Origin of the sequence: Microbacterium sp. NPDC077644, from assembly GCF_040702785.1 — a bacterium.
In the GTDB taxonomy this organism is placed as follows: Bacteria; Actinomycetota; Actinomycetes; order Actinomycetales; family Microbacteriaceae; genus Microbacterium.
Map to the genome: position 1 here is coordinate 897,367 of NZ_JBFBME010000002.1, position 23,325 is coordinate 920,691.

Below are 23,325 nucleotides of genomic sequence, written 5' to 3' on the forward strand. Positions count from 1 at the left end.
GGAGCTGGAGCTGTGCGGCTTCGACTCGGGTCAGGCCTTCGGGAGCCGGGCGGTCGTGCCGCGCACGATCAGCTCGAACGGCAGCTCGCCGTGCGCGGTGGGCTCGTCGCTCGACTCGAGCTTGGCCAGCACGGCATCCGCCGCCCGCTCGCCCTGCGCGAGCGGGAACTGGTCGACGGTCGTCAGACGGAAGAAATCGCCGAGCTCGTGGCCGTCGATCCCGACGACCGACAGGTCCTCCGGCACCCGGTAGCCGAGGTCGCGCGCCGCGAGCACGGCGCCGATCGCCATCTCATCGGATGCCGCGAACACCGCGGTCGGGCGAGGGCCCGGTCGCCCGAGCAGCTGTTTGGCCGCCCGGTACCCGCCGTCGACCGTGAAGTCCGCGGGCTCGAGATAGGCCGGGTTCGGTGCGATGCCGGCGTCCGCCAGCGCCTGCTCGAAGCCGAGCCGGCGGTTGGTCGGGATGTGGAAGTCGATGTCGAACTCGGGGTTCGCGCCGATGTGCGCGATGTCGGTGTGCCCGAGGCTGAGCAGATGCTCCGTGGCGAGCCGGGCCAGGGCGAAGTCGTCGACCGTGAGGGTGTCGAGCCGGGCGTTCGGTCCGCCGATCGCGATGACCGGCAGGCCGAGCGCCAGCAGCTGCTCGGTCTCGTCCTCGTCGAGCTCGATCGCCACGGCGATCACGGCATCCACGCGCTGACGGCGCAGGGCCGTCTCGAACACGTCCTTGCGGACGTCCTCGTCGGCGGTGATGTTGTACAACGTGATGTCGTAGCCGCGGCGCATCAGAGCGCTCGAGACCCCCGAGAGCACGGTGCTGAAGAACCAGCGGTCGAGGAACGGCACGACCACGCCGATGTTCCTGGTGCGCCCCGAGGCCAGGCTCGAGGCCCGCGACGAGACGACGTACCCGAGTTGCTGCGCGGCGATCCGAACCCGCTCGCGGGACGCCGCCGACACGTAGCCGCGACCGCTGAGGGCGCGCGAGACCGTGGCTGTCGAAAGCCCGGCCAATCGCGCGACCTCATCGATGCTCACCATGCTCGAGTCCCGGTCAGCCCTTCGTGTACCAGGCGGCCGTGTCTGCCGGCACAGCGGTGCCGTCGAACGACTGGCTCTGCACGACGAACGTCACGCCCTCGCCGAGCTCCAGCGGCTCAGCGCCGACGTTCAGCGCCACGTGCAGGTCGCCGCGACGGAACGCGACGGCGTGCTCGCCGAGGTCCTCCCACACGAGCGAACCGGTGCCGAGCTCGCGCTCGCGGCGCAGGCGCAGCAGCGCCTTGTAGAGGTGCAGGGTGGAGGCGGCATCCGCCTCTTCGGTGTCGCGCGCGAACGACGCCCACTCGTCCGGCTGCGGCAGCCACGAGTCGCCCGTGGTGTTGAAGCCGAAAGCGGGGGCCTTCGCCTCCCAGGGCAGCGGCACGCGGCATCCGTCGCGTCCGTAGCGCTCGCCGTTCGTGCGGAACCAGGTCGGGTCCTGACGGAACGCGTCGGGGATCTCCATGGCCTCGGGGAGCCCGAGCTCCTCGCCCTGGTACAGGTACGAGGACCCCGGCAGCGACAGCATCACGGTCGTCGCCGCGCGGGCGCGCGAGAGGCCGGTCGCCTGGTCGGGCTTGCCCTGGGACTTCGGCCCGATGCCGTCGCCCTGCGGGCTGTCGGCCGTGAGCGCGAGGCGCGAGGCGTGGCGGATGACGTCGTGGTTCGAGAGCACCCAGGTGCTGGGCGCGCCGACCGTGCCGAACTCGTCGAGCGATTCGCGGATGATGTCGCCGATCTTCTCGGCATCCCACTCGGTCATCATGTACGGGAAGTTGAACGTCTGGTGCATCTCGTCTGGTCGCACCCACAGCGCCGTCTTCTTCAGCGTCGGCAGCCACGCCTCGCCGCACAGCGCGCGGTCGCCGTCGTATTCGGCGAGCACCTGGTGCCAGTCGCGGTAGATGTCGTGCACGCCGTCCTGACCCCAGTACGGCACGTCGTCCTCGCCGCCGCCCATCGAGTCGGCCTCGGCAGGGGGCGTGTAGTCGGGCAGACCGTCCTTCTTGATCATGCCGTGCGCCACGTCGACGCGGAATCCGTCGACGCCGCGGTCGAGCCAGAAGCGCAGGATGCCGCGGAACTCCTCGCGGACCTCTTCGTTCGTCCAGTCGAAGTCGGGCTGCGAGGGGTCGAAGATGTGCAGGTACCACTGGCCGGGCGTGCCGTCGGCTTCGGTGATGCGGGTCCACTGGCCGCCGCCGAAGACGCTCTCCCAGTTGTTCGGAGGCAGCTCGCCGTTCTCGCCCTTGCCGTCGCGGAAGATGTAGCGGGCACGCTCGGGGCTGCCGGGGGCGGCCTTCAGCGCCTGCTGGAACCAGACGTGCTGGTCGGAGGAGTGGTTGGGGACGAGGTCGACGATGACGCGGATGCCACGGGCGTGGGCCTGCGCGAGCATCTCGTCGAAGTCGGCCAGGGTGCCGAAGATCGGGTCGACGTCGCGGTAGTCGGCGACGTCGTAGCCGGCGTCCTTCTGCGGGCTCGTCATGAACGGGCTCAGCCAGATCGCGTCGATGCCGAGATCCTTCAGCGAGTCCAGGCGGCTGGTGATGCCGGGCAGGTCGCCGATGCCATCGCCGGAGGCGTCTGCGAAGGAGCGAGGGTAGATCTGATAGATGACGGCGCTGCGCCACCACTCGGAACCGGGGGCTGCGAACTGTTCGAGCTCTGTCATGGGGACGAGCCTACTGCAAACGCTTACAGACGCGCTACCGTGCGGATCGAATCGGTTCGATGTTCAGCCGTCGATGACGATGTTCGCCGGAGTCTCGCCGCGCAGCATCCGCTCGATCTGCTTGCGGATCAGGCGCGCGATCCGCGGATTCATGGCGGTGGATGCCCCACCGACGTGCGGCGCGATGAGGACGCCGGGTGTGCTCCACAGCGGATGCTCTGCCGGCAGCGGCTCGGGGTCGAGCACGTCGAGCGCGGCGCGGATGCGACCCCGCTGGCGGGCGAGCGCATCGCTGTCGACCAGCGTGCCGCGACCGACGTTGACGAGCAGCGCGCCGTCGGCCATGCGGCCGAGCATCCCGTCGTCGAACAGGTGGCGGGTCTCGGGTCCGCCGGGGAGGGCGAGGATGACGATCTCGGCTTCAGGCAGCAGCGCCGGGAGCTCGTCGATCGCGTGCACCTGCACGCGCCCCAGACGCTCGTGCCAGACCGGCCGAGCGGTCCGGGCGACGACGGTCAGGTCGACCTCGAAGGGCTCCAGGCGCATCGCGATCGCCTCGCCCACGCCGCCGAACCCGACCAGCAGCACCTTGCGATCGGCGAGGCTCTCGGCGAACACCGGCGACCACTCGCCGCTCTGCTGGGCGAGCACGAATCGGGGGAGCTGCCGCTGGGCGGCGAGCGTGAGCGCGAGCGCGAGCTCGGCCGTCGAGGTCTCGTGCACGCTCGCGGCGTTCGCGAACGGGATGCCGGCGGGCAGGGTGTCCTCGACGCCGTCGTAGCCGATCGACTGGCTCTGCACGAGGCCGATGTCGAGGCCGGTGAGGGCGCCGAGCGCCTTCGTGCCGCCCATGTACGGGCCGACCACCATGTCGATGCGTTCGCGCGGGGCGGGGGATGTCAGATCCCAGACCTCGAGTTCGACCCCCTCGGGGAGATCGCCGAGGTTCTCGGCCAGGCGCGTGGTGGGGACGGTGACGAAGAGGCTCACCCATCGAGCCTATCGACCGCGGTGCCTATCGACCGCGGATGACGCCGCGCGGTACGCTCGGCCTCATCGCACCTGAGGAGGCGTCATGGTTCCCGAGATCAACTACTGGGCAGTGCTGCTCGCGATGCTCTCGAGCATGGTCGTCGGTTCGCTCTGGTACACGCCGAAGCTGTTCGGCACCCGGTGGGCGCGGCTAGCGAACGTCGACATGACCGGTTCGGCGCGCAGCGCCGTGTGGCCGATCATCACCACGGTCATTGTCAGCTTCATCACCGCGTGGGTGCTCGCCGGAGCATCCGCCATCGCCTGGCACTTCTACGAGGGGTCGTTCTTCCTCGGCACGGTCGTGACCGGCGTGCTGCTGTGGGCCGGATTCACGGCGGCGCGATTCATCACGCACGATGCGTTCGAGGGGCGGCCGACTCAGCTCACGACGCTGAACATCGCGCACGAGCTCGTGACGATCGTGATCATGGCCGTGATCATCGGCGTGTGGCCGCCGGCCGGTACGGTCTGAGCGGGATCTACGCGGCGACGCGGGCGACGGCGGCGATGGCGCTCGCGAAGAAGCCGAGTCCGTCGATGCCGGAGCGCATGGCCGCCGACGTGTCGGGGCCGAAGCCCGGCTCTGTGGCGTGCTCCGGATGCGGCATGAGACCCACGACGTTGCCCGCCTCGTTCGTGACACCGGCGATGTCGCGCAGCGACCCGTTCGGGTTGACCCCGGCGTAGCGGAAGGCCACCAGCCCCTCGCCCTCGAGCCGGTCGAGCGTCTCGTCGTCGGCGATGTAGCCGCCCTCGCCGTTCTTCAGGGGGATGACGATCTCCTGGCCCGTTTTGAACGTGTTGGTCCACGCGGTGTCGGAGTTCGCGACCGTGAGCTTCTGATCGCGTCGCACGAAGTGCTGGTGATCGTTGCGGATGAGCCCGCCGGGCAGCAGGTGCGCCTCGACGAGCATCTGGAAGCCGTTGCAGATGCCGAGCACGGGCATGCCCTTCGCGGCGGCATCCTTCACCTCGGCCATGATCGGCGAGAGCGCGGCTATCGCTCCGGAGCGCAGGTAGTCGCCGTAACTGAATCCGCCGGGCAGGACCAGCGCGTCGACGCCCTCGAGGTCGTGCGAGCCGTGCCACAGGGCGACGGGTTCGGCGCCGGCGAGGCGGACGGCGCGCTGCGCGTCGCGATCATCGAGCGATCCCGGCCAGGTGATGACCCCGATGCGGACGGTCACTCGACGACCTCGATGCCCACGACGTCCTCGATGACGGAGTTCGACAGGACGTCGCCGGCGATCTTCTCGGCCGCGGCGAGCACCTCGTCGGTGACCTCGCCGTCGACCGTGAGCTCGAAGCGCTTGCCGATGCGGACGTCGCTGAAGTCCGTGACGCCCAGGCGCGCGAATGCACCGGAGACGGCCTTCCCCTGCGGGTCGAGCAGTTCGGACTTGGGCATGACGTCGACGACGATGGTGGGCATGAACGGCTCCGGATGTCGCGGGATGGCGGGCGCTGCCAGTCTACCGGCCCGACGGCCCGAGCCCGATGCGGGTGCAGGTCGCCCGGGCGGACGATGGACCCCCCGTTCATCCGCCCGAGCACGTCGAGAGCAGCTCATCGACGCTCCCGCACCCTGCACCCCCAGCGGCGAGAAGAGTCCCTGCGTATGCAGGTTAGAGTCATCGCCCGCATGGCGCACCGTGGAGAGTTGTGAGGCCCGCTACTCTCCAAGGGCAGGCCCGGGGAGGACGCCATGAAACTCAGCGAGCTCGCCGCCCGCAGCGGGGTCAGCACGACGACGCTGAAGCACTGGATGCGGGTCGGCATCCTCCCGACGGGAAAGCTGCGCAACCGGACGACCGCTGTGTACGAACAGGGCCACGTCGACCGGGCCCTGCTGATCGTCGTGATGCGCGACTCCTTCGGCGCATCCACCACCGCGATCCGCTCCCTGACCGATCTGATCGACTCGGAAGGCGTATCCACGCTCGAGGTCATGAACGCGTGTCAGGCCTTCGCGCTCGGGACGCCGGAGGGCATCGCCGCCGATCCCGAGATGCAGGAGTACCGCGAGCGCACGTACGAGCTGATGCGGCGGCGGGACTGGCGCGGCTACCCCGGGGCCGCCGAGCAGGGTCTCGCCCACGCCCTGGCGCAGGCCGCCGAGGTCGGCCTCGACTACGACGTCGACGAGCTCATGCAGTACGCCGATGCGCTCGAGCCCTTCGCCGGTCGCAACATCGCAGCTCTCCAGCCGGACGGATCACCGGACGTGGTCGCCCGGCGGATGCTCCTGGCCGTCAACGCTCGAGCCCGCCAGCTCGTCGCCGTGAGCAGCCTCGCGCATGCGGCGATCTCGATCCGCACCGCGATCGAGCGCGGCGTCGCGCCGCCGGATCTCGCGAAGCCGCCCGCGGCCGAGCGCTGAGGCGGCGCCGCGGACTCCTCAGGAGTGGAAGACCGTGTGCAGGTCGCCGATCGCGTCGCGTCCGCCGAGCCCCTCGATCTCGAACAGCACCGAGATGCCCGTGACGTGAGAGCCCAGCCGCTCGACGAGTTCGCGCCCCGCGGCGAGGGTTCCGCCGGTTGCGAGCACGTCGTCGATGAGCAGGACGCGTGATCCTGCCGGGAGGTCGTCGTGCATCTCGATCGTCGCGGTGCCGTACTCGAGCGCGTAGTCGACGGATGCTGCGGGGCGCGGCAGCTTGCCCGCCTTGCGGATCGGGATGAGTCCGACACCCGCGGCGATCGCGGCGGCGCCGGCGATGAGGAAACCGCGCGCCTCGATGCCGGCGATGACGTCGAACTGCCCGGCGAACGGCTCGACGATCGCGTCGGTGGTCGCCCGGAGCGCCTCGGCGTCGGCGAGCAGGGGCGTGATGTCGCGGAACAGGATGCCGGGCTCCGGGTAGTCCGGGATGCTGCGGATCAGCGATTCGGCGCGGGCGAGAGCGGGTGAGAGTTCGCTGGAGGGCACCCGGCAAGGGTACCCGAGCGCCTTCAGCGCGTGGTTCGCAGCTGCTCGATTCCGCTGATCAACGCGTCGCGTCCGAAACGGTACGAGCGTTCGGCGTCTCCGAGCCCGTAGTCCTCTCCTGCCGCCTGTCCGACGCGGCCGGAGACCGGGTACTGCGATCCGTCCATGACCTCTTCGAGCACCGCGCCGGTCGAGGTCCACCACTCGATGTCCGTGTCGCCGAGGCGCATTCGCGCCTGCTCCCCCGCCCAGTGGCGTGCGGCACCGTGCACGTAGGCGACGATCGCCGTGACGATCTGATCCATCGTGATGTCGTCGAACCCCTCGCCATCGATAGCAGCCACCTGCCACTCGTACCGATGCGATCCGCCGGGCCCGATCCACGGGCGCGGCAGTCGAGCATCGACGATCCACGGGTGACGACGGCACTCCGCGAACTGCTCGTCCGCTACAGCCTCGAGTCGTTCGCGCATCGTCCCCGTGTGCGGCGGGCGCACCCCTTCCGTGGCGATCTGGTCGATCATGAGCCCGAGCAGCTCGTCGCGACCCGGGACGTAGCCGTACAGAGTCATGACGCCGACGCCGATGCGGTCGGCGACTGCGCGCATGGTGACGGACTCCAGGCCCTTCTCGTCCGCGAGCGCGACGGATGCGTCGACGATCGCGTCGACCGAGATCCTCGGCCGAGGGCCGCGCCGCGGAGCGCCGTCGTCGATGGATGCCCGCCACAGCAGACGCAGCGTTCGCGCCGGCTCGTCCGGGGGAGTCTGCTCTGCTGCCATCTCATGATTGTACATCTTCTCCGTATGGTGTACGGTATCTCAGCGACAGTTACTTCGTACACTGTACGCGGAAAGGGTAATCATGAGTTCAACACCGGCCATCTCGGCGGATGGCCTCCGGAAGAAGTACGGAACGCTGGATGCCCTCGACGGTTTCGACCTGCACGTCCAAGCCGGAACGATCCATGGCCTGCTCGGGCCGAACGGGGCAGGCAAGAGCACGGCGGTCGGCGTGCTCGCGACCCTGCTCGATGCGGATGCCGGCACGGCGACCGTCGCGGGATTCGACGTGGGCACCCAGGGTGCGAGCGTCCGCCGCTCGATTGGTCTCGTCGGCCAGGCGCATGCGGTCGACGACATCCTGGGCGGCCACCAGAACCTCGTCATGTTCGGCAGGCTGGCGGGTCTCGGCAAGAGTGCGGCGCTCTCGCGGGCGTCAGAGCTGCTCGCCCGCTTCGACCTCGAGGGCGCCGCCGATAAGCCCGCGGCGCAGTACTCGGGCGGTATGCGCCGACGCCTCGACATCGCGATCGCGCTCATCTTGGAACCGGCAGTGCTGTTCCTGGACGAGCCGACCACCGGCCTCGATCCCCGCGGGCGTGCCGAGGTGTGGCTGGCTGTTCAGGAGGCCGCCGCGCGCGGAACAGCTGTGCTGCTGACCACGCAGTACCTGGACGAGGCCGATCGCCTCGCGGCTCGCATCGCAGTCATGCAACAGGGCCGGGTGATCGCCGAGGGCTCACCCTCGGAGCTGAAGCGCTCGATCGGAGGAGACCGCATCGTCGTCACACCGTCCGTGGCTTCGCAGGTGGCTGCGGTCGCGAGCGCGATCTCCGGCGCCGGCCTCGTGCCCGACGCCGATGCCAACGCCGGATGGGTCACGGTGGCCGCCCCTCGAGGCACGGCCGAACTCGTCCGGGTGGTCAGGGCCATCGACGAGGCCGGTATCCCGTTGGCCGACTGCGAACTGCGTCGGCCCACCCTCGACGATGTCTTCCTCACCCTCACAGCGAAGGAGTCCCGATGAACGCCACTCTCACCCACGCGTGGGTCCTCACTCAGCGCGAGCTGCTGCACTGGGCGAGGCAGCCGATGATGCCGGTGTTCAATCTCGCGTTCTCCATGATGCTGCTCCTCATGTTCGGGCTGCTCTTCGGTGGCGCGATGGACGTGCCCGGCGGCGCGGACTACGTGTCGTTCCTCGTCCCGGGCATGCTCACCGTGACCATGATGTTCGGCATCCAGGCCACGATGATCTCGATGGCCGCTGACGCGAAGCGGGGCATCACCGACCGGTTCCGGTCGCTGCCCATCGGCGGCTCGGTCGTCGCTCTCGGGCGAAGCGGCGCGGACATGATCACATCGATCGTCGAACTCGCCGTGCTCGTCGGCGGCGGACTTCTCATCGGGTGGCGTGTCGATGCGGGACCTGGTCCCGTGCTGCTCGCCCTGCTGCTGCTGCTCTGGCTGCGCTACTCGCTCATCTGGTTGGGCATCTTCCTCGGGCTCACCTTCCGAACCGAAGGGGCCTCGACCGCGATACAGGTGCTGGTGTGGCCGATCGCGTTCGCCTCGAACGCGTTCGTCGCTCCGGAGACGATGCCCGCCTGGCTGCAGCCGGTAGCCGACTGGAACCCGATCTCCGCCACCGCCACGGCGACGCGCGAGCTCTTCGGGAACGCCACCGGCATCACCGCGACTTGGCAGGTGGACGCATCCATGTGGCTCGCGATCGCCTGGCCGCTCGTCATCACGCTGGTATTCCTGCCTCTCTCGGCGCGCGCATACCGGCGGCTCCGCCGCTGAGCGCGACAGCACCCTGACCGTCTGCATCGTCGCCCTTCGGCGGTGCAGACGGTCTTTCGCGTGTCGGGGCCGCGCCGTCTCGCAGGTGCCGCTTGACAGTCGTGGGAGCGCTCCCATAGATTGGCTCAAGCGTTCGTGAGAGCGCTCCCATCGCACTATCCATCCACCGCACTACATCCACTGACACGAAGGAGTGACCTGTGAACACGCATGCCCGCCGACGGATGCTGGCAACAGCCGCCGTCGCATCCATCTCAGCTCTCGCCCTTGCCGGCTGTGCCGCGTCCGGCGACGACCAGGCTGCCGATCCCGAGGCTGACGTCACACTGACCATCACGACGTTCGGCACGTTCGGCTACGACGACCTCTACGAGGAGTACGAGGACCTGCACCCGAACGTCACGATCGAGGCGACCAACATCGACACCGGCGGCAATGCCCGCACCGACGCCTTCACGAAGATCGCCGCTGGTTCCGGCCTCAGCGACATCGTCGCGATCGAGGAGGGCTGGCTCGGCGCGATCATGGACGTCTCGGACACGTTCGTCGACCTGCGCGACTACGGCATCGAGGACCGCAAGGGCGACTGGGTGGACTGGAAGTACGCCCAGGGCACCGATGCCGACGGCCGCGTCATCGGCTACGGCACCGACATCGGACCGAGCGGCATCTGCTACAACGGCGCCGCGTTCGAGGCGGCGGGCCTGCCCAGCGATCGCGAGTCGGTCGCCGAGCTGCTCAGCGGCGACTGGGAGAACTTCTTCGCCGTGGGCCAGGACTACACCGACAAGACCGGCAAGGCCTGGTACGACCACTCCGGCTTCGTGTGGAACGCCATGGTCAACCAGCTCGACGAGGGCTACTACACCGCTGACGGCGAGCTCGACGTCGACGGCAACGCCGAGCTGAAGGAGCGCTTCGAGCTGCTGGGAGCGGCAACCGAGGGCGGCCAGTCCGCGGCTCAGGCGGCGTGGGACTGGAACGGGGGCAAGTCGTTCGTCGACGGCACGTTCGCGACCTTCGTCTGCCCCGGCTGGATGCTCGGCGTCGTGCAGGGCCAGGTCGAGGCCGGCGGCGGCGACGCCTCCACCGGCTGGGACTTCGCCGACGTCTTCCCCGGCGGGGCTGCGAACTGGGGCGGCGCGTGGCTGTCCGTTCCCGAGACCTCGGCGCACAAGGAGGCCGCCGCGGCGCTCGCCGACTGGCTGACCCAGCCCGAGCAGCAGGTGAAGCAGTCGGCTGCGGCCGGCAACTTCCCCTCGACGGTGGAGGCGCAGGAGACCCTCGCCGCCGATGCCACCCCGAACGCGTTCTTCAACGACGCGCCCACCGGGGCCATCCTCGCCGAGCGCGCCCAGGGAGTCGTCGCCCAGTTCAAGGGCGCTGACGACTCCGTGATCCAGGAGAACGTCTTCGGTCCTGCGCTGAGCGCGCTCGACCGCGGCGAGACCGACACGCAGGGAGCGTGGGATCAGGCCATCGATCTCCTGAACGAGCTCGTCGGATGACCCCGTCGACAGGCTCGGTGATCGAGGAGACAGGCTCCGTGATCCAGAACCCGGTCTCCGAGCCTGTCGACCCGCCCCGCGCTCCCCGGGCGTCCTGGCGGCACCGCCTCTCGCGGTTCGATCAGAACGCATCGCCGTACTTCTACGTCTCGCCGTTCTTCCTGCTGTTCGGGCTCGTCGGCCTGTTCCCGCTGCTGTACACCGTCTACGTCGCGGTTTTCGAGTGGGACCTGCTCAAAGGCCAGGGCGAGTTCGTCGGGATCGGCAACTTCGTCGAGATCCTCGGCGACAGCATGTTCTGGAACTCGATCCTCAACACGCTGAGCATCTTCCTGCTCTCGGCGATCCCGCAGCTCGCCGTCGCGCTGCTCATCGCGTATCTGCTGGACCGCGGGCTGCGGGCGCCGACGTTCTGGCGCATGAGCATCCTCATCCCGTTCGTCGTCACCCCTGTGGCCGTGGCCATCATCTTCTCGAGCGTCTTCAACGAGGCCGACGGTCTCGCCAACAACCTGCTGAACCTCATCGGCATCGCCGATCAGGAGTGGAAGCACAACACGTTCCTGTCGCACATCGCGATCGCCACCATGGTGAACTTCCGCTGGACCGGGTACAACGCCCTCATCCTCCTGGCCGCGATGCAGGCCGTGCCGCGCGACCTCTACGAGTCGGCGGCGATCGACGGCGCAGGCCCCATCCGCCGGTTCTTCTCGATCACGATCCCGACGATCCGGCCGACGCTGATCTTCGTCATCATCACCGCGACCATCGGCGGGCTGCAGATCTTCGCCGAGCCCCGGCTGTTCGACGTCTCTACCGCCGGCGGCATCGGCGGCAGTGACCGGCAGTTCCAGACGACGGTGCTGTTCCTGTGGGAGATGGCGTTCTTCCGTCGCGATCTCGGCGAGGCATCCGCCGTCGCCATCCTGCTGTTCGTGCTCATCGTGCTGATCGGCGTCGTCAACTTCCTCATCACCAGACGCATCTCCACCGGCGACGCGCCGCGCGCGGCGCGTCGGAGAGCACGCCGCACCACGAGAGGAGTCCGGCGATGACCGCGACCCAGGCACTGAGCGTGCCGGAGAAGATCCGCCGACGCCGCAGCAGTGCGACCGGCACCGCGGGGATCGGCAGCCGCCCCGGCTTCCTGACCTACGGTCTGCTCGCCGCGTTCATCATCGGCAGCGTCTACCCGCTGTGGTGGTCGGTCGTCGTCGCCAGCGGAACCAATGCCACGCGCGGCGAGACGCTGCCGCTCATCCCCGGCGGCAACTTCCTGGCGAACGCCGCGAAGGTGTTCGACGCCATCCCGTTCTGGCTGGCGCTGGGCAACTCCGTCCTCGTGTCGGCGGTGATCACGGTATCGGTCGTGAGCTTCTCGACGCTCGCCGGCTACGCGTTCGCGAAGCTGCGGTTCCGCGGTCGTGACGGACTCATGATCTTCGTCATCGCGACGATGGCGATCCCGACCCAGCTCGGCATCATCCCGCTGTTCATGGTCATGCGCGAGCTCGGCTGGACGGGAACGATCGGCGCCGTCATCGTGCCGACGCTCGTCACCGCCTTCGGGGTGTTCTTCATGCGGCAGTACCTGGTCGACGTCATCCCGGACGAGCTCATCGAGGCGGCGCGGATGGACGGCGCGAACCAGTTCCGCACGTTCCTCACCGTCGGGCTTCCTGCGGCGCGACCCGCGATGGCGATCCTCGGTCTGTTCACGTTCATGACGGCGTGGACCGACTACCTGTGGCCGCTTATCGTGCTCTCCCCGCAGAACCCGACCCTGCAGACGGCACTCAGCCAGCTGCAGTCCGGCTACTACATCGACTACTCGATCGTGCTCACCGGTGCGGTGCTCGCGACCCTCCCCCTGCTCGTCCTGTTCGTGATCGCGGGTCGGCAGCTGGTCAGTGGCATCATGGCGGGCGCGGTGAAAGGATGACCCCTATGACGTCTCGGCCGTTCCCGGATCGGTTCCTCTTCGGTGCGGCGACCGCCGCCTATCAGATCGAGGGGGCGGCCTTCGAGGACGGACGCACGGCTTCGATCTGGGATGCCTTCGCCCGCGTGCCCGGGGCGGTCATCGGCGGCGACGACGGCGACATCGCGTGCGACCACTACCACCGCCACGAGGACGACGTCGCGCTCATGCGCGAGCTGGGGCTGCAGACGTACCGCTTCTCGACGTCGTGGTCGCGCGTGCGCCCGGACGGCGGAGCGGTGAACCCGGCAGGCGTCGACTTCTACAGCCGCCTCGTCGACGAACTGCTCGGCGCCGGCATCCTGCCCTGGCTCACGCTGTACCACTGGGACATGCCTCAGGCTCTCGAGGAGGACGGCGGTTGGACGAACCGCGACGTCGTCTCGAGGTTCCTCGACTACGCCGGAACCGTGCACGACGCGCTCGGCGACCGCGTGAACGTGTGGACGACCCTCAATGAGCCGTGGTGCTCGTCGTTCCTCTCGTACACCGGCGGTGAGCACGCCCCGGGGCGGATGAGCATCGCCGACGGCCTGCTCGCCGCGCACCACCAGTTGCTCGCACACGGCGAGACGATCCGCGAGCTCCGCGGGCGCGATGCGGGCCTGAACCTCGGCATCACCCTGAACCACACGGTCGCCGACGCGGCCGATCCGCAGAATCCGGCGGATGCGGATGCCGCGCGCCGGGTCGACGGGCAGTTCAACCGCTGGTTCCTCGACCCCATCCACCGAGGCGAGTACCCGGCCGACATCGTCGAGGACATCCGCGCGGTCGACGCCGAGGCGGTCGCCCGCTTCGAGGCGGCGGTGCACGACGGCGACCTCGAGACCATCTCGCAGCGCATCGACACGCAGGGCGTGAACTACTACCACGGCGATCTCCTGTCGGGCACGGCGCCGGAGCATCCGCCCGTGTCCGGTGCCCCGGCGACGACGCGGAAGGGGCGCAGCCCCTACCCCTCGGATGCCGGCATCCATGCGGTCGAGCGCGGGCTCGACCGCACCGCGCAGAACTGGGAGATCCAGCCCGAAGGGCTCACGCGCCTCCTGCGCCGGCTCTCCGACGAGTACACCGGCGAGCGCGGTGTGGCGCTGCACGTGACCGAGAACGGCGCCGCGTTCGACGACGTCGTGGATGCCGACGGTCGCATCCGCGATGCGGATCGCACGGAGTACGTGCGCGCACACCTCGGCGCGGTGCTGGATGCTGTGGATGCCGGCGTGGACGTGCGGGGCTTCTTCTACTGGTCGCTCATGGACAACTTCGAGTGGGCATGGGGGTACGACAAGCGCTTCGGCATCGTCCGCGTCGACTACGACACCCAGCAGCGCACGGTGAAGGACAGCGGTCGCGAGTACGCTCGGATCATCGCCGCACGATCCCTCTGACCGCCGGGAGCGGCGGCAGAAGGGAGCATCGTGGCCTCACGCGCGACGATCGAAGAGGTGGCCGCCGCGGCCGGGGTCTCCCGGTCGACGGTTTCGCGCGTCGTGAACGGCTCCACCGCGGTCAGCCCCGAGGCGCTGCACGCCGTGCAGTCGGCGATCGCGGAGCTCAACTACGTCCCGAACCGGGCGGCGCGCTCGCTCGCCTCGCGGCAGACGCACGCGATCGCGCTGATCGTTCCCGAGGACACCACGCGCTTCTTCGGCGACCCGTTCTTCGCGTCGATCGTGGCCGGGATCACCGGCGCGCTGGGGGGCTCTGACTATCTGCTCAATCTGCTGATCGCCACCGGCGACCCCGGCGACAAGATGACGAGCTTCGTGCGCAACGGCGGAGTCGACGGGGCGCTGATCGTCTCGCACCACACGAGTGACGCGTTCGTCGAGCGCATCGCCGACGCCGTCCCGGTGGTCTGGGGCGGCCGGCCGCTGCACCAGCGGCCCAGCGAGTACGTCGTCGACGTCGACAACGCCTCGGCCGCCCGCATGGCGACGCAGCACCTCATCGACACCGGTCGCACGCGCATCGCGACGATCACGGGCCCGCGGACGATGCTCGCCTCGGTCGACCGGCTCCAGGGGTTCCGATCGGCGCTCGCGGATGCCGGGCTCGAGCCGTTCGCCGAGACGGCGGGCGACTACAGCGAAGCCAGCGGAGCGGAGGCGGCCAGGCGTCTGCTCGCCGCAGGACGGCCGGATGCGATCTTCGCCGCCAGCGACCTCATGGCGCGCGGGGCGCTGCGGATGCTCAGCGCCAAGGGACTGCGCGTTCCCGACGATGTCGCGATCGTGGGCTTCGACGACTCGCAGGTCGCCCTGAGCACCGATCCGCAGCTGACGACGGTCCGGCAGCCGATGTACGCGATGGGCGAGACGATGGCCGGGGTGCTGCTGTCGCGCCTGGCCGGCAATGAGCCGCCCGAGGTTACGATCCTGCCGACCGAGCTCGTGGTGCGCGGGTCGGCGTGAGCCGCACGGCGTCCCTCGGGGCGCCTACGCGGCCAGCTGCGCCTTGAGGGTGTTGTTCCACGGGTCCTGGAAGGTCAGCGTCCGCCCGTCGTCGGCGACCTGCGTGCCGAAGTGCGTCAGACGCTCGCCGAGCTCGCCGAGGGCGTCGGCATCCGGCAGGGCGAGGTCGACCTGGCCGAGGCCGAGCGCCGGCATCCGGGGTCCTGCGCCGCGCGAGTTCCAGACGTTCATCGCCATGTGGTGGTGGTAGCCGCCGGCGCTGACGAACAGAGCCTGCTCGCCGAGGGATGCCGTGGCATCGAACCCGAGCCGCCGAACGTAGAAGTCGCGGGCTGTCGCGACGTCGCCGACCGACAGGTGCACGTGGCCGATCCGCGCGGCGTCGGTCGCCGTCGCGCCGGCCGCAGCCTGCTCCGTCAGATGCTCCTGCAGGAACGCGTTCGGATCCAGGTACAGGGTGGCCATCTCGACCTGCCCGTGCGTCCACGACCACTCCGTCCGGTCGCGGTCCCAGTACAGCTCGATGCCGTTGCCCTCGGGGTCATTGAGATAGAACGCCTGGCTGACGAGGTGGTCGGCGCTGCCCGTGAACAGCTGAGGCGCGCGCTGCGCGACCGACAACAGGGCGGATGCCAGCGCCGCCTGCGTCTCGAACAGGATGGCCGTGTGGAACAGACCGGCCGAGCCGCGCGCCGCGTGCCCCAGCTCGGGCGAGTGATGCAGCACGACCAGCGGCGCGCCGGCCCGGCCGAGCGTCACGGTGTCGCCCTCGGCGCCGAGCACCTGCAGGGTGACGACGTCGCGGTAGAAGGCCGTCATGGCGTCGAGATCGGCGACATGGAGGGTGACGGCACCCATCGTAGTTGCCGCGGCAAGTTTTTCGTTCATGCGGGATGAAACGCCTCCGGTCGCGATCTATTCCCTAGCCCCGGCCCATCCGGGCGAAGGCGCCGAGCACGAGGCGCTCGGACTGGATCAGGTACTCCTCGAGCGCGTCGGCGGCAGCCGCCGGACCCTTGCTGAGCAGAGCGTCCAGGACGATCCGATTGCGCCGGACGAACGGCTCGTGCAGCGCCCTCGGGTCGTCGATCTCGAGGAAGACGAGTCGCAGTTCTGCGGCCAGGTTGCGATAGGTGCGGGCCAGGCGCGGGCTGTCGGCGAGGTCGATGATCGCGACGTGGAAGGCCATGTTGGCGCTGCCGACGAGCTGCCACTCCTCCTTGGGCAGCCATCGCTCCGACTCGGCGAGCGCATCGCGCATGCGCTGCACGGCAGGATGCTCCGGCTCGCACTCGCGCAGCACTGTGCACTCGATCGTGCGCCGTGCGCGATAGATGTCGATGACGTCGCCGATCGTGGGGGCGGCGACGGAGACGCCGCGGTGCGGTGCGTGGTCGAGCAGTCCCTGCTCCGCGAGCACGCGGAAGGCCTCGCGCACGGTGTTGCGGGAGACCTCGAACCGCTCCGACAGCATCGCCTCGGACAGCTTCGACCCCGGCGCGAACTCGCCGTCGATGATGCTCTGCCGGAGCGAGTCGGCCAGCACGCCCTGCTGGATCAGGCCCTGTTGGATCACGCCTTCATGTTAGGCGCCTGCGACCTCGTCGTAGCATCCCCGAAACAAAGTTGTAGAACAATCTGACCCCAAAGTGTTCTACACTCGGTGTCACTCGACACCCAACAACGACGATGGGAACCCTCTCCATGCCTGAGCACACGCAATCAGAGCAGTCTCAGACCGGCGCGAAGCTCGCAGCGGTGAAGAAGCGCGCGGGCCGCAGTGCCGTCATCGGCGCGATCTTCCTGATGGCCACCAGCGCCATCGGCCCCGGCTTCATCACGCAGACCGCCACCTTCACCGCCACGATGGGCGCGGCGTTCGCCTTCGCCATCCTCATCTCGGTGCTCGTCGACATCGCAGTGCAGCTGAATATCTGGCGCATGATCACCTCTTCGGGCAAGCGCGCCGGCGAGCTCGCCAATGCCGCGATCCCGTTCTCGGGCCACGTCATCGCGATTCTCGTCGTCATCGGCGGTCTCGCCTTCAACATCGGGAACATCGCCGGCGGCGGACTGGGCCTGAACGCACTCCTCGGTATCGACGCCAAGTGGGGCGGGCTGCTCACCGGCGCCCTGGCGATCATCATCTTCCTGATCAAGAAGGCCGGCAAGGTGATGGACATCGTCCTCGTCATCCTCGGCGTGGGCATGATCGTCATGACCGTGATCGTCGCGATCATGTCTCAGCCGCCGATCGGCGACGCCCTGCGACAGACCTTCGTCCCCGACACCCTGAACTTCGCCACCATCACCACGATCGTCGGCGGCACGGTCGGCGGTTACATCACCTACTCCGGCGCGCACCGCTACCTCGACTCCGGTCACACCGGCCCCGAGCACGCCGGCCCCGTCATGCGGGCCGCGGCCAACGGCATCCTCGTCACCGGCATCATGCGCTACGTGCTGTTCCTCGCGATCCTCGGCGTCGTGGCATCCGGAGTCGCGCTCGACCTGTCGAGCCAGGCCGCCAACCCGGCCGGCCAGGCGTTCGGCATCGTCCTCGGTGACGCGGGCCTGCGGATCTTCGGCGCGATCTTCTGGGCCGCCGCGATCAGCTCGGTGATCGGCGCCGCCTACACTTCGGCGACCTTCCTCTCGACCTTCCACAAGCGGTTCCTCGGCGGCTGGTCGCTGCAGTGGGCGACGATCGGCTTCATCGTCGTCTCGCTGATCATCTATCTGCTCATCGGCACCGCGCCCGCCGCGATCCTCGTGTTCGTCGGCGGCTTCAACGGACTGATCCTTCCGATCGGCCTGACGGTGTTCATGTACATCGGGTGGTTCCGCCGCGACCTGCTCGGTACCCGCAAGTACCCGCTCTGGCTGCTCATCGCGGGCACCCTGGTGACGCTGCTGACCTGGTACATGGGTATCGTCTCGATCGGACCCATCTTCGCCTTCCTCGGAATCGGAGCCTGACCATGGCAGTGATCGACCTCAACTCCGACCTCGGAGAGAACGTCGCCGACCGCGTCGTGAGCGACGACGCGGCGATGCTCGAGATCGTCACGAGTGCGAACGTGTCGTGCGGCTTCCACGCGGGCAGCCCCGAGGGCATCCGCGAGACGCTCGCCGCGGCCGTGCACCGCGGCGTGGTCATCGGGGCCCACCCCGGTTACCGCGACTACGAGAACTTCGGTCGCACCAACGTCGAGATCGACTCGCCGACGCTGCAGGCGCACGTCGAGTACCAGCTCGGGGCGCTGATGGGTCTCGCTGCGGCGGTCGGCGGTCGCGTGGCGTACGTGAAGCCGCACGGCGCGCTCTACAACAACATCGCGCGGGACGAGCGACAATCGGCGGACGTCGTCGCGGCGATCAAGGCCATCGACCCGAGCCTCGTGCTGCTCGGGCTCGCCGGCGGCGTCGTGCTCGACGTCGCTTCTCGAGCGGGTCTGGCGGTCGCGGCCGAGGCCTTCGCCGATCGGGCTTATCAGCCCGACGGCCAACTCGTCTCGCGCACGCAGTCCGGGGCCGTGCTGCACGACCCCGCCGCGGTCGCCGAGCGCATGGTGCGACTTGCGGACGAGGGCGTCATCCGCGCGATCGACGGCACCGACGTGCGCGTCGACGCGCAGTCGATCTGCGTGCACGGCGACAGCCCAGGATCGATCGCGATGGCCGCCGAGACGAAGCGGATGCTGCAGGACGCCGGCATCGCGATCGCGCCGTTCGCGGGGGCGTGAGGATGGCCGTGCTCGCATCCGCCGATCAGGTCGCCTCCGCGCGGGCAGCCCGCGCCGCCTACCGTTCCGGTGTCGCAGAGCCGACCAGCGGCGTCGCCGCCGGCCTCACGCAGGCGAACCTCATCGCGGTGCCGGCGGACTGGGCCTTCGAGACGCTGCTCTACGCGCAGCGCAACCCAAAGCCTTGCCCGGTGCTCGAGGTCATCGAGGCGGGACAGGTCGAGTCCGCGCTCGCGCCGGGCAGTGACATCCGCACCGACATCGGGCGGTACCGCATCTGGCGCGACGGCGAGCTCGCCTCGGAGCAGAACGATGCGCGAGACGCGTGGGAGGAGCATCCCGATCTCGTCGCCTTCCTCATCGGCTGCAGCTTCACGTTCGAGACCGGGCTGGTGGATGCCGGCATCCCGATCCGTCATCAGGAGCTCGGCCGCAACGTGCCGATGTACCGCACGAACATCGACTGCACCCCCGCCGGACGCCTGCGCGGCGAGATGGTCGTCTCGATGCGTCCGATCCCCGCGGGGCGGGTGGCGGATGCCGTGCAGATCTCGGGCCGCACCCCGGCTGTGCACGGCGCCCCCGTGCACGTCGGCGACCCGTCCTCGCTCGGCATCGCCGACCTGTCGCAGCCGGACTTCGGCGACGCTCCCGAGGTGCGCGACGGCGAGATCCCCGTGTTCTGGGCCTGCGGCGTCACCCCGCAGGCGGCGATCATGGCCTCGAAGCCCCCGTTCGCGGTGACCCACGCGCCGGGATACATGTTCATCACCGACGTGCCTGATGCGGAGTACATCGTCTGATGCGCATCCTCACGGCATCCGACCGGTCGCTGCTCGTCGAGGCGGCCGACCTCGACGAGGCGATGCGCCTGAACCTCGCGTGGGACGGCGTGCCCGGAATCGTCGAACGCATCCCCGGCGCGCGCACCGTGCTCGTGCGGTTCGATCCGGTGCGGGTGTCTTCTTCGTCTCTCGCGGCGGTGCTGTCGGCGACGGTGGTGGATGCCGAGCACGTGCCCCATACGCGCGAGGTGACGATCCCCGTGCAGTACGACGGTTCTGATCTGTCGGAAGCAGCTTCGCTGTTGAGCGTCTCTGCTGAGGAACTCGTGAACCGCCACCTCGCCGCCGACTGGCAGGTCGCCTTCTCGGGCTTCGCGCCCGGGTTCGGGTACGTCGTCAGCAGCGACCCGCTGTTCGACGTGCCGCGGAGGTCATCGCCGCGCACGCGGGTTCCGGCCGGGTCGGTCGCGCTCGCTGGAGCCTTCACGGGCGTGTACCCGCGCGAGAGCCCCGGCGGCTGGCAGCTCATCGGACGCACGGATGCCGTCATGTGGGACATCGACCGCGACCCCCCTGCGCTCCTGGCGCCGGGAACGTCGGTGCGGTTCGTCGCCTCTCGGGAGCGCCTCGCGATGGGTGCGGCGGGGAGCGCTGCGCAGGGGATGCCTCGGGGGAGCTCCGCGATGGATGCCTCCGGCCGAGACATGCCCCTGCACGCCTCCGGCGCGCTCCCGCCAGACCCGATGCCAGCTCGACCGGAGGCATCCATCGCTCCGCTCGAGTCCGCTGCGGGCGCACGGGATGCTGAGGAGGAGGAGAGGCTTCGGCTCGCTGCGCTCGCTCAGCCCGTTTCGTCTGCGGAGGCTTCGCCTCCTCCGCTCAACGACCCGGAATCTGTGTCCGCGGGCTCTGGTGGCGGGGCGTTGAGCGAGCGAAGCGAGACGAAACGGGGTGAGCGAGCCGTAGGCGAGTCGAAGCCTCACCCAACCCTCGAGGTCGTCCGCCCGTCACTGCAGTTGCTCGTGCAAGACCTCGGCCGTCCGGGCCACGCGGCCCTCGGAGTCTCCGAGTCCGGAGCCGCCGATCGCACGGCCATGCGTGACGCCAACGGAGCTGTCGGTAACCACCGCGGCGCCGCGGTGCTCGAGAGCGTCGGCGGCGCGACCCTCCGTTTCCACGGCGATGGCGTCGCCGCCGTCACCGGTGCCGCAGGTGACATCACGCTCACCGACGTGGCCGGGCTCACCCGCAGCATGCCTCACGGCACGCCGTTCGCCACCGTCGACGGCGACGAGCTCACCCTCGGTCACCCGACGCACGGGCTGCGCTTCGTCATCGGTATCCGAGGCGGCATCGACGCGGCATCCGCCCTCGGCAGCCGTTCCAGCGACACGCTCGCCGGCCTCGGACCGGCCGTGCTCGCGGCGGGCGACGTCCTCGCGATCGGCGATCAGGCGTTGGCGGCGGTCGACCCCGACCCGCAGCCGCGTGAGCTCCCGGCATCCGGTGACCTCGTCGAGCTCGACATCACCCTCGGCCCGCGCGACGACTGGTTCACAGCATCCGCTCTCGAGACTCTGACAACGCAGGAGTGGCTCGTCACGCCGCGCTCCGACCGCGTCGGCATCCGTCTGCAGGGCGACGTGCCGCTCGAACGCGAGACTCCGGGGGAACTGCCCAGCGAGGGCGCGGTCACCGGCGCGATCCAGGTGCCGCCGGACGGCCAGCCCGTGCTGTTCCTCCCCGACCATCCGCTCACCGGCGGCTATCCGATCATCGGCGCGGTCACCGACCGGTGCCTCGATCTCGCAGCTCAACTGCCTCCCGGCGCCCGCATCCGCTTCCGCATCGAAGGAGCACAGTCATGAAGAAGGTCCTGATCGCCAACCGCGGCGAGATCGCCGTGCGCGTGGTCCGCGCGTGTGCTGAGGCCGGGTACGGTTCGGTCGCCGTGTACGCCGATCAGGATGCCGATGCGCTGCACGTCCGCCTCGCCGACGAGGCCGTCGGACTCGGCGGGCAGGCCGCGGCGGATACCTACCTGTCGATCCCCGCTCTGATGGACGCTGCGCGGAAGTCCGGCGCGGATGCCGTGCATCCCGGGTACGGATTCCTGTCCGAGAGTGCGGCATTCGCGCGCGCCGTGGAGGAAGCCGGGCTCACCTGGATCGGTCCGACCCCCGACAGCATCGACGCGCTCGGCGACAAGATGACCGCCCGCCGCATCGCGCAGAAGGTCGGCGCGCCGCTCGCAGCCGGCACCGACCAGCCGCTGTCAGGACCCGCCGAGGCCGTCGCCTTCGCGGAGGAGCACGGCGTGCCGATCGCGATCAAGGCCGCCTACGGCGGAGGCGGCCGCGGTATCAAGGTCGTGCGCGAGCTGTCCGAGGTCGCCGAGGCCTTCGACGCCGCGACGCGCGAGGCGATCGTCGCGTTCGGTCGCGGTGAGTGCTTCGTCGAGCGGTTCCTGGAGAGCCCTCGCCACATCGAGGTGCAGGTGCTCGGCGACGGGCGGGGCAACGTCGTCGTGGTCGGCGACCGGGACTGCTCGATGCAGCGCCGCAACCAGAAGCTCATCGAAGAGGCTCCTGCGCCGCGTCTGACGTCCGAGCAGCGCCAGCAGTTCCACGAGGCAGCCCGTCGCATCTGCGCCGAGGTGTCCTACCGCGGCGCAGGCACGGTCGAGTTCATGCTCGCCGCCGACGGCACGATTTCGTTCCTCGAGGTGAACACGCGCCTGCAGGTCGAGCATCCCGTCACCGAGGAGGTCACCGGTGTCGACCTCGTGCGCGAGCAGTTCCGCATCGCCTCGGGCGAGGGACCGTCGTTCGCGGCCACGCCTGAGCCGCGTGGCCACGCTTTCGAGTTCCGCATCAACGCGGAGGACCCGGGGCGCGGCTTCCTGCCGAGCCCTGCGCTCGTCACCGCGCTCGGCGTTCCGGGTGGCCCCGGTGTGCGCTGGGACAGCGGCATCGAGGCGGGCGATGCGGTGCAGCCGGCGTTCGACTCGATGATCGCCAAGCTCATCGTGCACGCCGATTCGCGGGATGCCGCGCTGGTGCGCTCGCGCCGCGCGCTGCGCGAGCTGCAGATCGAGGGGCCGGCGACGGTCGTCCCGTTCGACCGGCTCGCCGTGGATCAGCCGGAGTTCGCCACCGACACGTTCGGGGTGCACACGCAGTGGATCGAAGCATCCCTGCTTCCGCGTCTCGAGCCGCAGCTGCGCCCGGCGCCCCTCGAGGATGCCGGGATGCAGCGCTTCGGCGTCGAGATCGACGGTAAGCGCGTTGTGCTCGGAGTTCCCGCGGCGCTGCTGCGCGGATTCGCCTCGTCTTCTTCGGGAGCGGGAGTTTCGGAGCCGGCATCCGCCGATCCGGCCGACCTGCGGGCGCCCGCACCCGGCAGCCTCGTCCGCTGGCTTGTCGACGACGGCGCCGAGGTCGCGGCGGGGGATGCCGTCGCCGTCCTGGATGCCATGAAGATGGAGACCCAGGTCACCGCGCACCGCGCAGGCACGTTGTCGCAGACGGCATCCATCGGCGACATGGTCGCGGCCGACGCCGTCATCGGCCGCATCGGCTGATCCGCCGGCATCCGGTCCCGCGCCCCGATCTGCG

General features: G+C 69.5%; 23 protein-coding genes. 14 read left to right on the forward strand and 9 right to left on the reverse strand.

What is annotated here, in order from left to right; all coding sequences use genetic code 11:
• Positions 1-30 precede the first annotated feature (30 nt).
• The 3 genes from AB0269_RS11330 to AB0269_RS11340 form a co-directional block, all read right to left on the reverse strand.
• Positions 31-1,044: a LacI family DNA-binding transcriptional regulator gene (locus tag AB0269_RS11330; RefSeq protein WP_366211296.1), complete on the reverse strand. Its 1,014-nt coding sequence runs from the start codon at positions 1,042-1,044 to the stop codon at positions 31-33.
• Positions 1,045-1,057: 13 nt separating this feature from the next.
• Entirely contained in the window at positions 1,058-2,719 is a 1,662-nt protein-coding gene (locus AB0269_RS11335) for a glycoside hydrolase family 13 protein (RefSeq protein ID WP_366211297.1), read from the reverse strand.
• A gap of 63 nt (positions 2,720-2,782) precedes the next feature.
• A complete protein-coding gene (locus AB0269_RS11340; protein WP_366211298.1) occupies positions 2,783-3,709 on the reverse strand; it encodes a 2-hydroxyacid dehydrogenase in 927 nt (308 codons plus the stop codon).
• Positions 3,710-3,794: 85 nt separating this feature from the next.
• Here AB0269_RS11340 and AB0269_RS11345 point away from each other — a divergent pair, with 85 nt between their 5' ends.
• Positions 3,795-4,226 (forward strand): DUF1761 domain-containing protein, encoded by a 432-nt coding sequence (locus AB0269_RS11345; RefSeq protein WP_366211299.1) that lies wholly within the window; start codon positions 3,795-3,797, stop codon positions 4,224-4,226.
• A 7-nt stretch (positions 4,227-4,233) separates the two neighbouring features.
• Here AB0269_RS11345 and purQ read toward each other — a convergent pair whose 3' ends face one another.
• Together purQ and purS are read right to left on the reverse strand one after the other, a co-directional pair.
• A complete protein-coding gene (gene purQ / locus AB0269_RS11350; protein ID WP_366211300.1) occupies positions 4,234-4,941 on the reverse strand; it encodes a phosphoribosylformylglycinamidine synthase subunit PurQ in 708 nt (235 codons plus the stop codon).
• The gene (gene purS, locus AB0269_RS11355) at positions 4,938-5,186 is read right to left on the reverse strand and encodes a phosphoribosylformylglycinamidine synthase subunit PurS (RefSeq protein WP_366211301.1); all 249 of its coding nucleotides are present in this window, start codon (positions 5,184-5,186) and stop codon (positions 4,938-4,940) included. The genes purQ and purS overlap by 4 nt, the downstream gene beginning before the upstream one ends.
• A 273-nt stretch (positions 5,187-5,459) precedes the next feature.
• Here purS and AB0269_RS11360 point away from each other — a divergent pair, with 273 nt between their 5' ends.
• A complete protein-coding gene (locus tag AB0269_RS11360; protein ID WP_366211302.1) occupies positions 5,460-6,134 on the forward strand; it encodes a MerR family transcriptional regulator in 675 nt (224 codons plus the stop codon).
• Between the two features lie 18 nt (positions 6,135-6,152).
• On the opposite strand, the gene AB0269_RS11365 is transcribed toward AB0269_RS11360, so the two are convergent.
• Positions 6,153-6,683, reverse strand: a complete 531-nt coding sequence (locus AB0269_RS11365) for an adenine phosphoribosyltransferase (protein ID WP_366211303.1) — start codon at positions 6,681-6,683, stop codon at positions 6,153-6,155.
• Positions 6,684-6,706: 23 nt separating this feature from the next.
• Entirely contained in the window at positions 6,707-7,465 is a 759-nt protein-coding gene (locus tag AB0269_RS11370) for a TetR/AcrR family transcriptional regulator (RefSeq protein ID WP_366211305.1), read from the reverse strand.
• Between the two features lie 82 nt (positions 7,466-7,547).
• Between AB0269_RS11370 and AB0269_RS11375 the strand changes: the two genes are divergently transcribed.
• The 7 genes from AB0269_RS11375 to AB0269_RS11405 all read left to right on the forward strand — a co-directional run bounded on the left by AB0269_RS11375 (position 7,548) and on the right by AB0269_RS11405 (position 15,177).
• Positions 7,548-8,492: an ATP-binding cassette domain-containing protein gene (locus AB0269_RS11375; RefSeq protein ID WP_366211306.1), complete on the forward strand. Its 945-nt coding sequence runs from the start codon at positions 7,548-7,550 to the stop codon at positions 8,490-8,492.
• A complete protein-coding gene (locus tag AB0269_RS11380) occupies positions 8,489-9,271 on the forward strand; it encodes an ABC transporter permease (protein WP_366211307.1) in 783 nt (260 codons plus the stop codon). The genes AB0269_RS11375 and AB0269_RS11380 overlap by 4 nt, the downstream gene beginning before the upstream one ends.
• 200 nt (positions 9,272-9,471) lie before the next feature.
• Complete coding sequence (locus tag AB0269_RS11385) at positions 9,472-10,779, forward strand: ABC transporter substrate-binding protein (protein ID WP_366211309.1); 1,308 nt, start codon at positions 9,472-9,474, stop codon at positions 10,777-10,779.
• Entirely contained in the window at positions 10,776-11,834 is a 1,059-nt protein-coding gene (locus tag AB0269_RS11390) for a sugar ABC transporter permease (RefSeq protein ID WP_366211310.1), read from the forward strand. Before AB0269_RS11385 ends, AB0269_RS11390 begins: the two co-directional genes overlap by 4 nt.
• Positions 11,831-12,721: a carbohydrate ABC transporter permease gene (locus tag AB0269_RS11395; protein WP_366211311.1), complete on the forward strand. Its 891-nt coding sequence runs from the start codon at positions 11,831-11,833 to the stop codon at positions 12,719-12,721. Before AB0269_RS11390 ends, AB0269_RS11395 begins: the two co-directional genes overlap by 4 nt.
• Positions 12,722-12,726: 5 nt before the next feature.
• On the forward strand, positions 12,727-14,151 hold the full coding sequence (locus tag AB0269_RS11400; protein WP_366211312.1) for a GH1 family beta-glucosidase: 1,425 nt from the start codon (positions 12,727-12,729) through the stop codon (positions 14,149-14,151).
• A 30-nt stretch (positions 14,152-14,181) separates the two neighbouring features.
• A complete protein-coding gene (locus tag AB0269_RS11405; protein WP_366211313.1) occupies positions 14,182-15,177 on the forward strand; it encodes a LacI family DNA-binding transcriptional regulator in 996 nt (331 codons plus the stop codon).
• 24 nt (positions 15,178-15,201) lie between these two features.
• On the opposite strand, the gene AB0269_RS11410 is transcribed toward AB0269_RS11405, so the two are convergent.
• Positions 15,202-16,065 (reverse strand): VOC family protein, encoded by an 864-nt coding sequence (locus tag AB0269_RS11410; protein WP_366211314.1) that lies wholly within the window; start codon positions 16,063-16,065, stop codon positions 15,202-15,204.
• A gap of 34 nt (positions 16,066-16,099) precedes the next feature.
• Positions 16,100-16,753, reverse strand: a complete 654-nt coding sequence (locus tag AB0269_RS11415) for a GntR family transcriptional regulator (RefSeq protein ID WP_366211315.1) — start codon at positions 16,751-16,753, stop codon at positions 16,100-16,102.
• A 128-nt stretch (positions 16,754-16,881) separates the two neighbouring features.
• On the opposite strand from AB0269_RS11415, the gene AB0269_RS11420 reads away from it, so the two are divergent.
• Genes AB0269_RS11420 through AB0269_RS11440 form a run of 5 tightly spaced genes read left to right on the forward strand, consistent with a single transcriptional unit; the run spans position 16,882 to position 23,291 of the window.
• Positions 16,882-18,156 (forward strand): NRAMP family divalent metal transporter, encoded by a 1,275-nt coding sequence (locus tag AB0269_RS11420; protein WP_366211316.1) that lies wholly within the window; start codon positions 16,882-16,884, stop codon positions 18,154-18,156.
• Between the two features lie 2 nt (positions 18,157-18,158).
• Positions 18,159-18,923 (forward strand): 5-oxoprolinase subunit PxpA, encoded by a 765-nt coding sequence (locus AB0269_RS11425; RefSeq protein WP_366211317.1) that lies wholly within the window; start codon positions 18,159-18,161, stop codon positions 18,921-18,923.
• A gap of 2 nt (positions 18,924-18,925) precedes the next feature.
• Positions 18,926-19,726 carry a putative hydro-lyase gene (locus AB0269_RS11430; protein ID WP_366211318.1) on the forward strand — a complete coding sequence of 267 codons (801 nt, stop codon included), beginning with the start codon at positions 18,926-18,928 and terminating at the stop codon, positions 19,724-19,726.
• Complete coding sequence (locus AB0269_RS11435) at positions 19,726-21,576, forward strand: urea amidolyase family protein (RefSeq protein WP_366211319.1); 1,851 nt, start codon at positions 19,726-19,728, stop codon at positions 21,574-21,576. Before AB0269_RS11430 ends, AB0269_RS11435 begins: the two co-directional genes overlap by 1 nt.
• Positions 21,573-23,291: a biotin carboxylase N-terminal domain-containing protein gene (locus tag AB0269_RS11440; RefSeq protein WP_366211320.1), complete on the forward strand. Its 1,719-nt coding sequence runs from the start codon at positions 21,573-21,575 to the stop codon at positions 23,289-23,291. Before AB0269_RS11435 ends, AB0269_RS11440 begins: the two co-directional genes overlap by 4 nt.
• Positions 23,292-23,325: the final 34 nt, after the last annotated feature.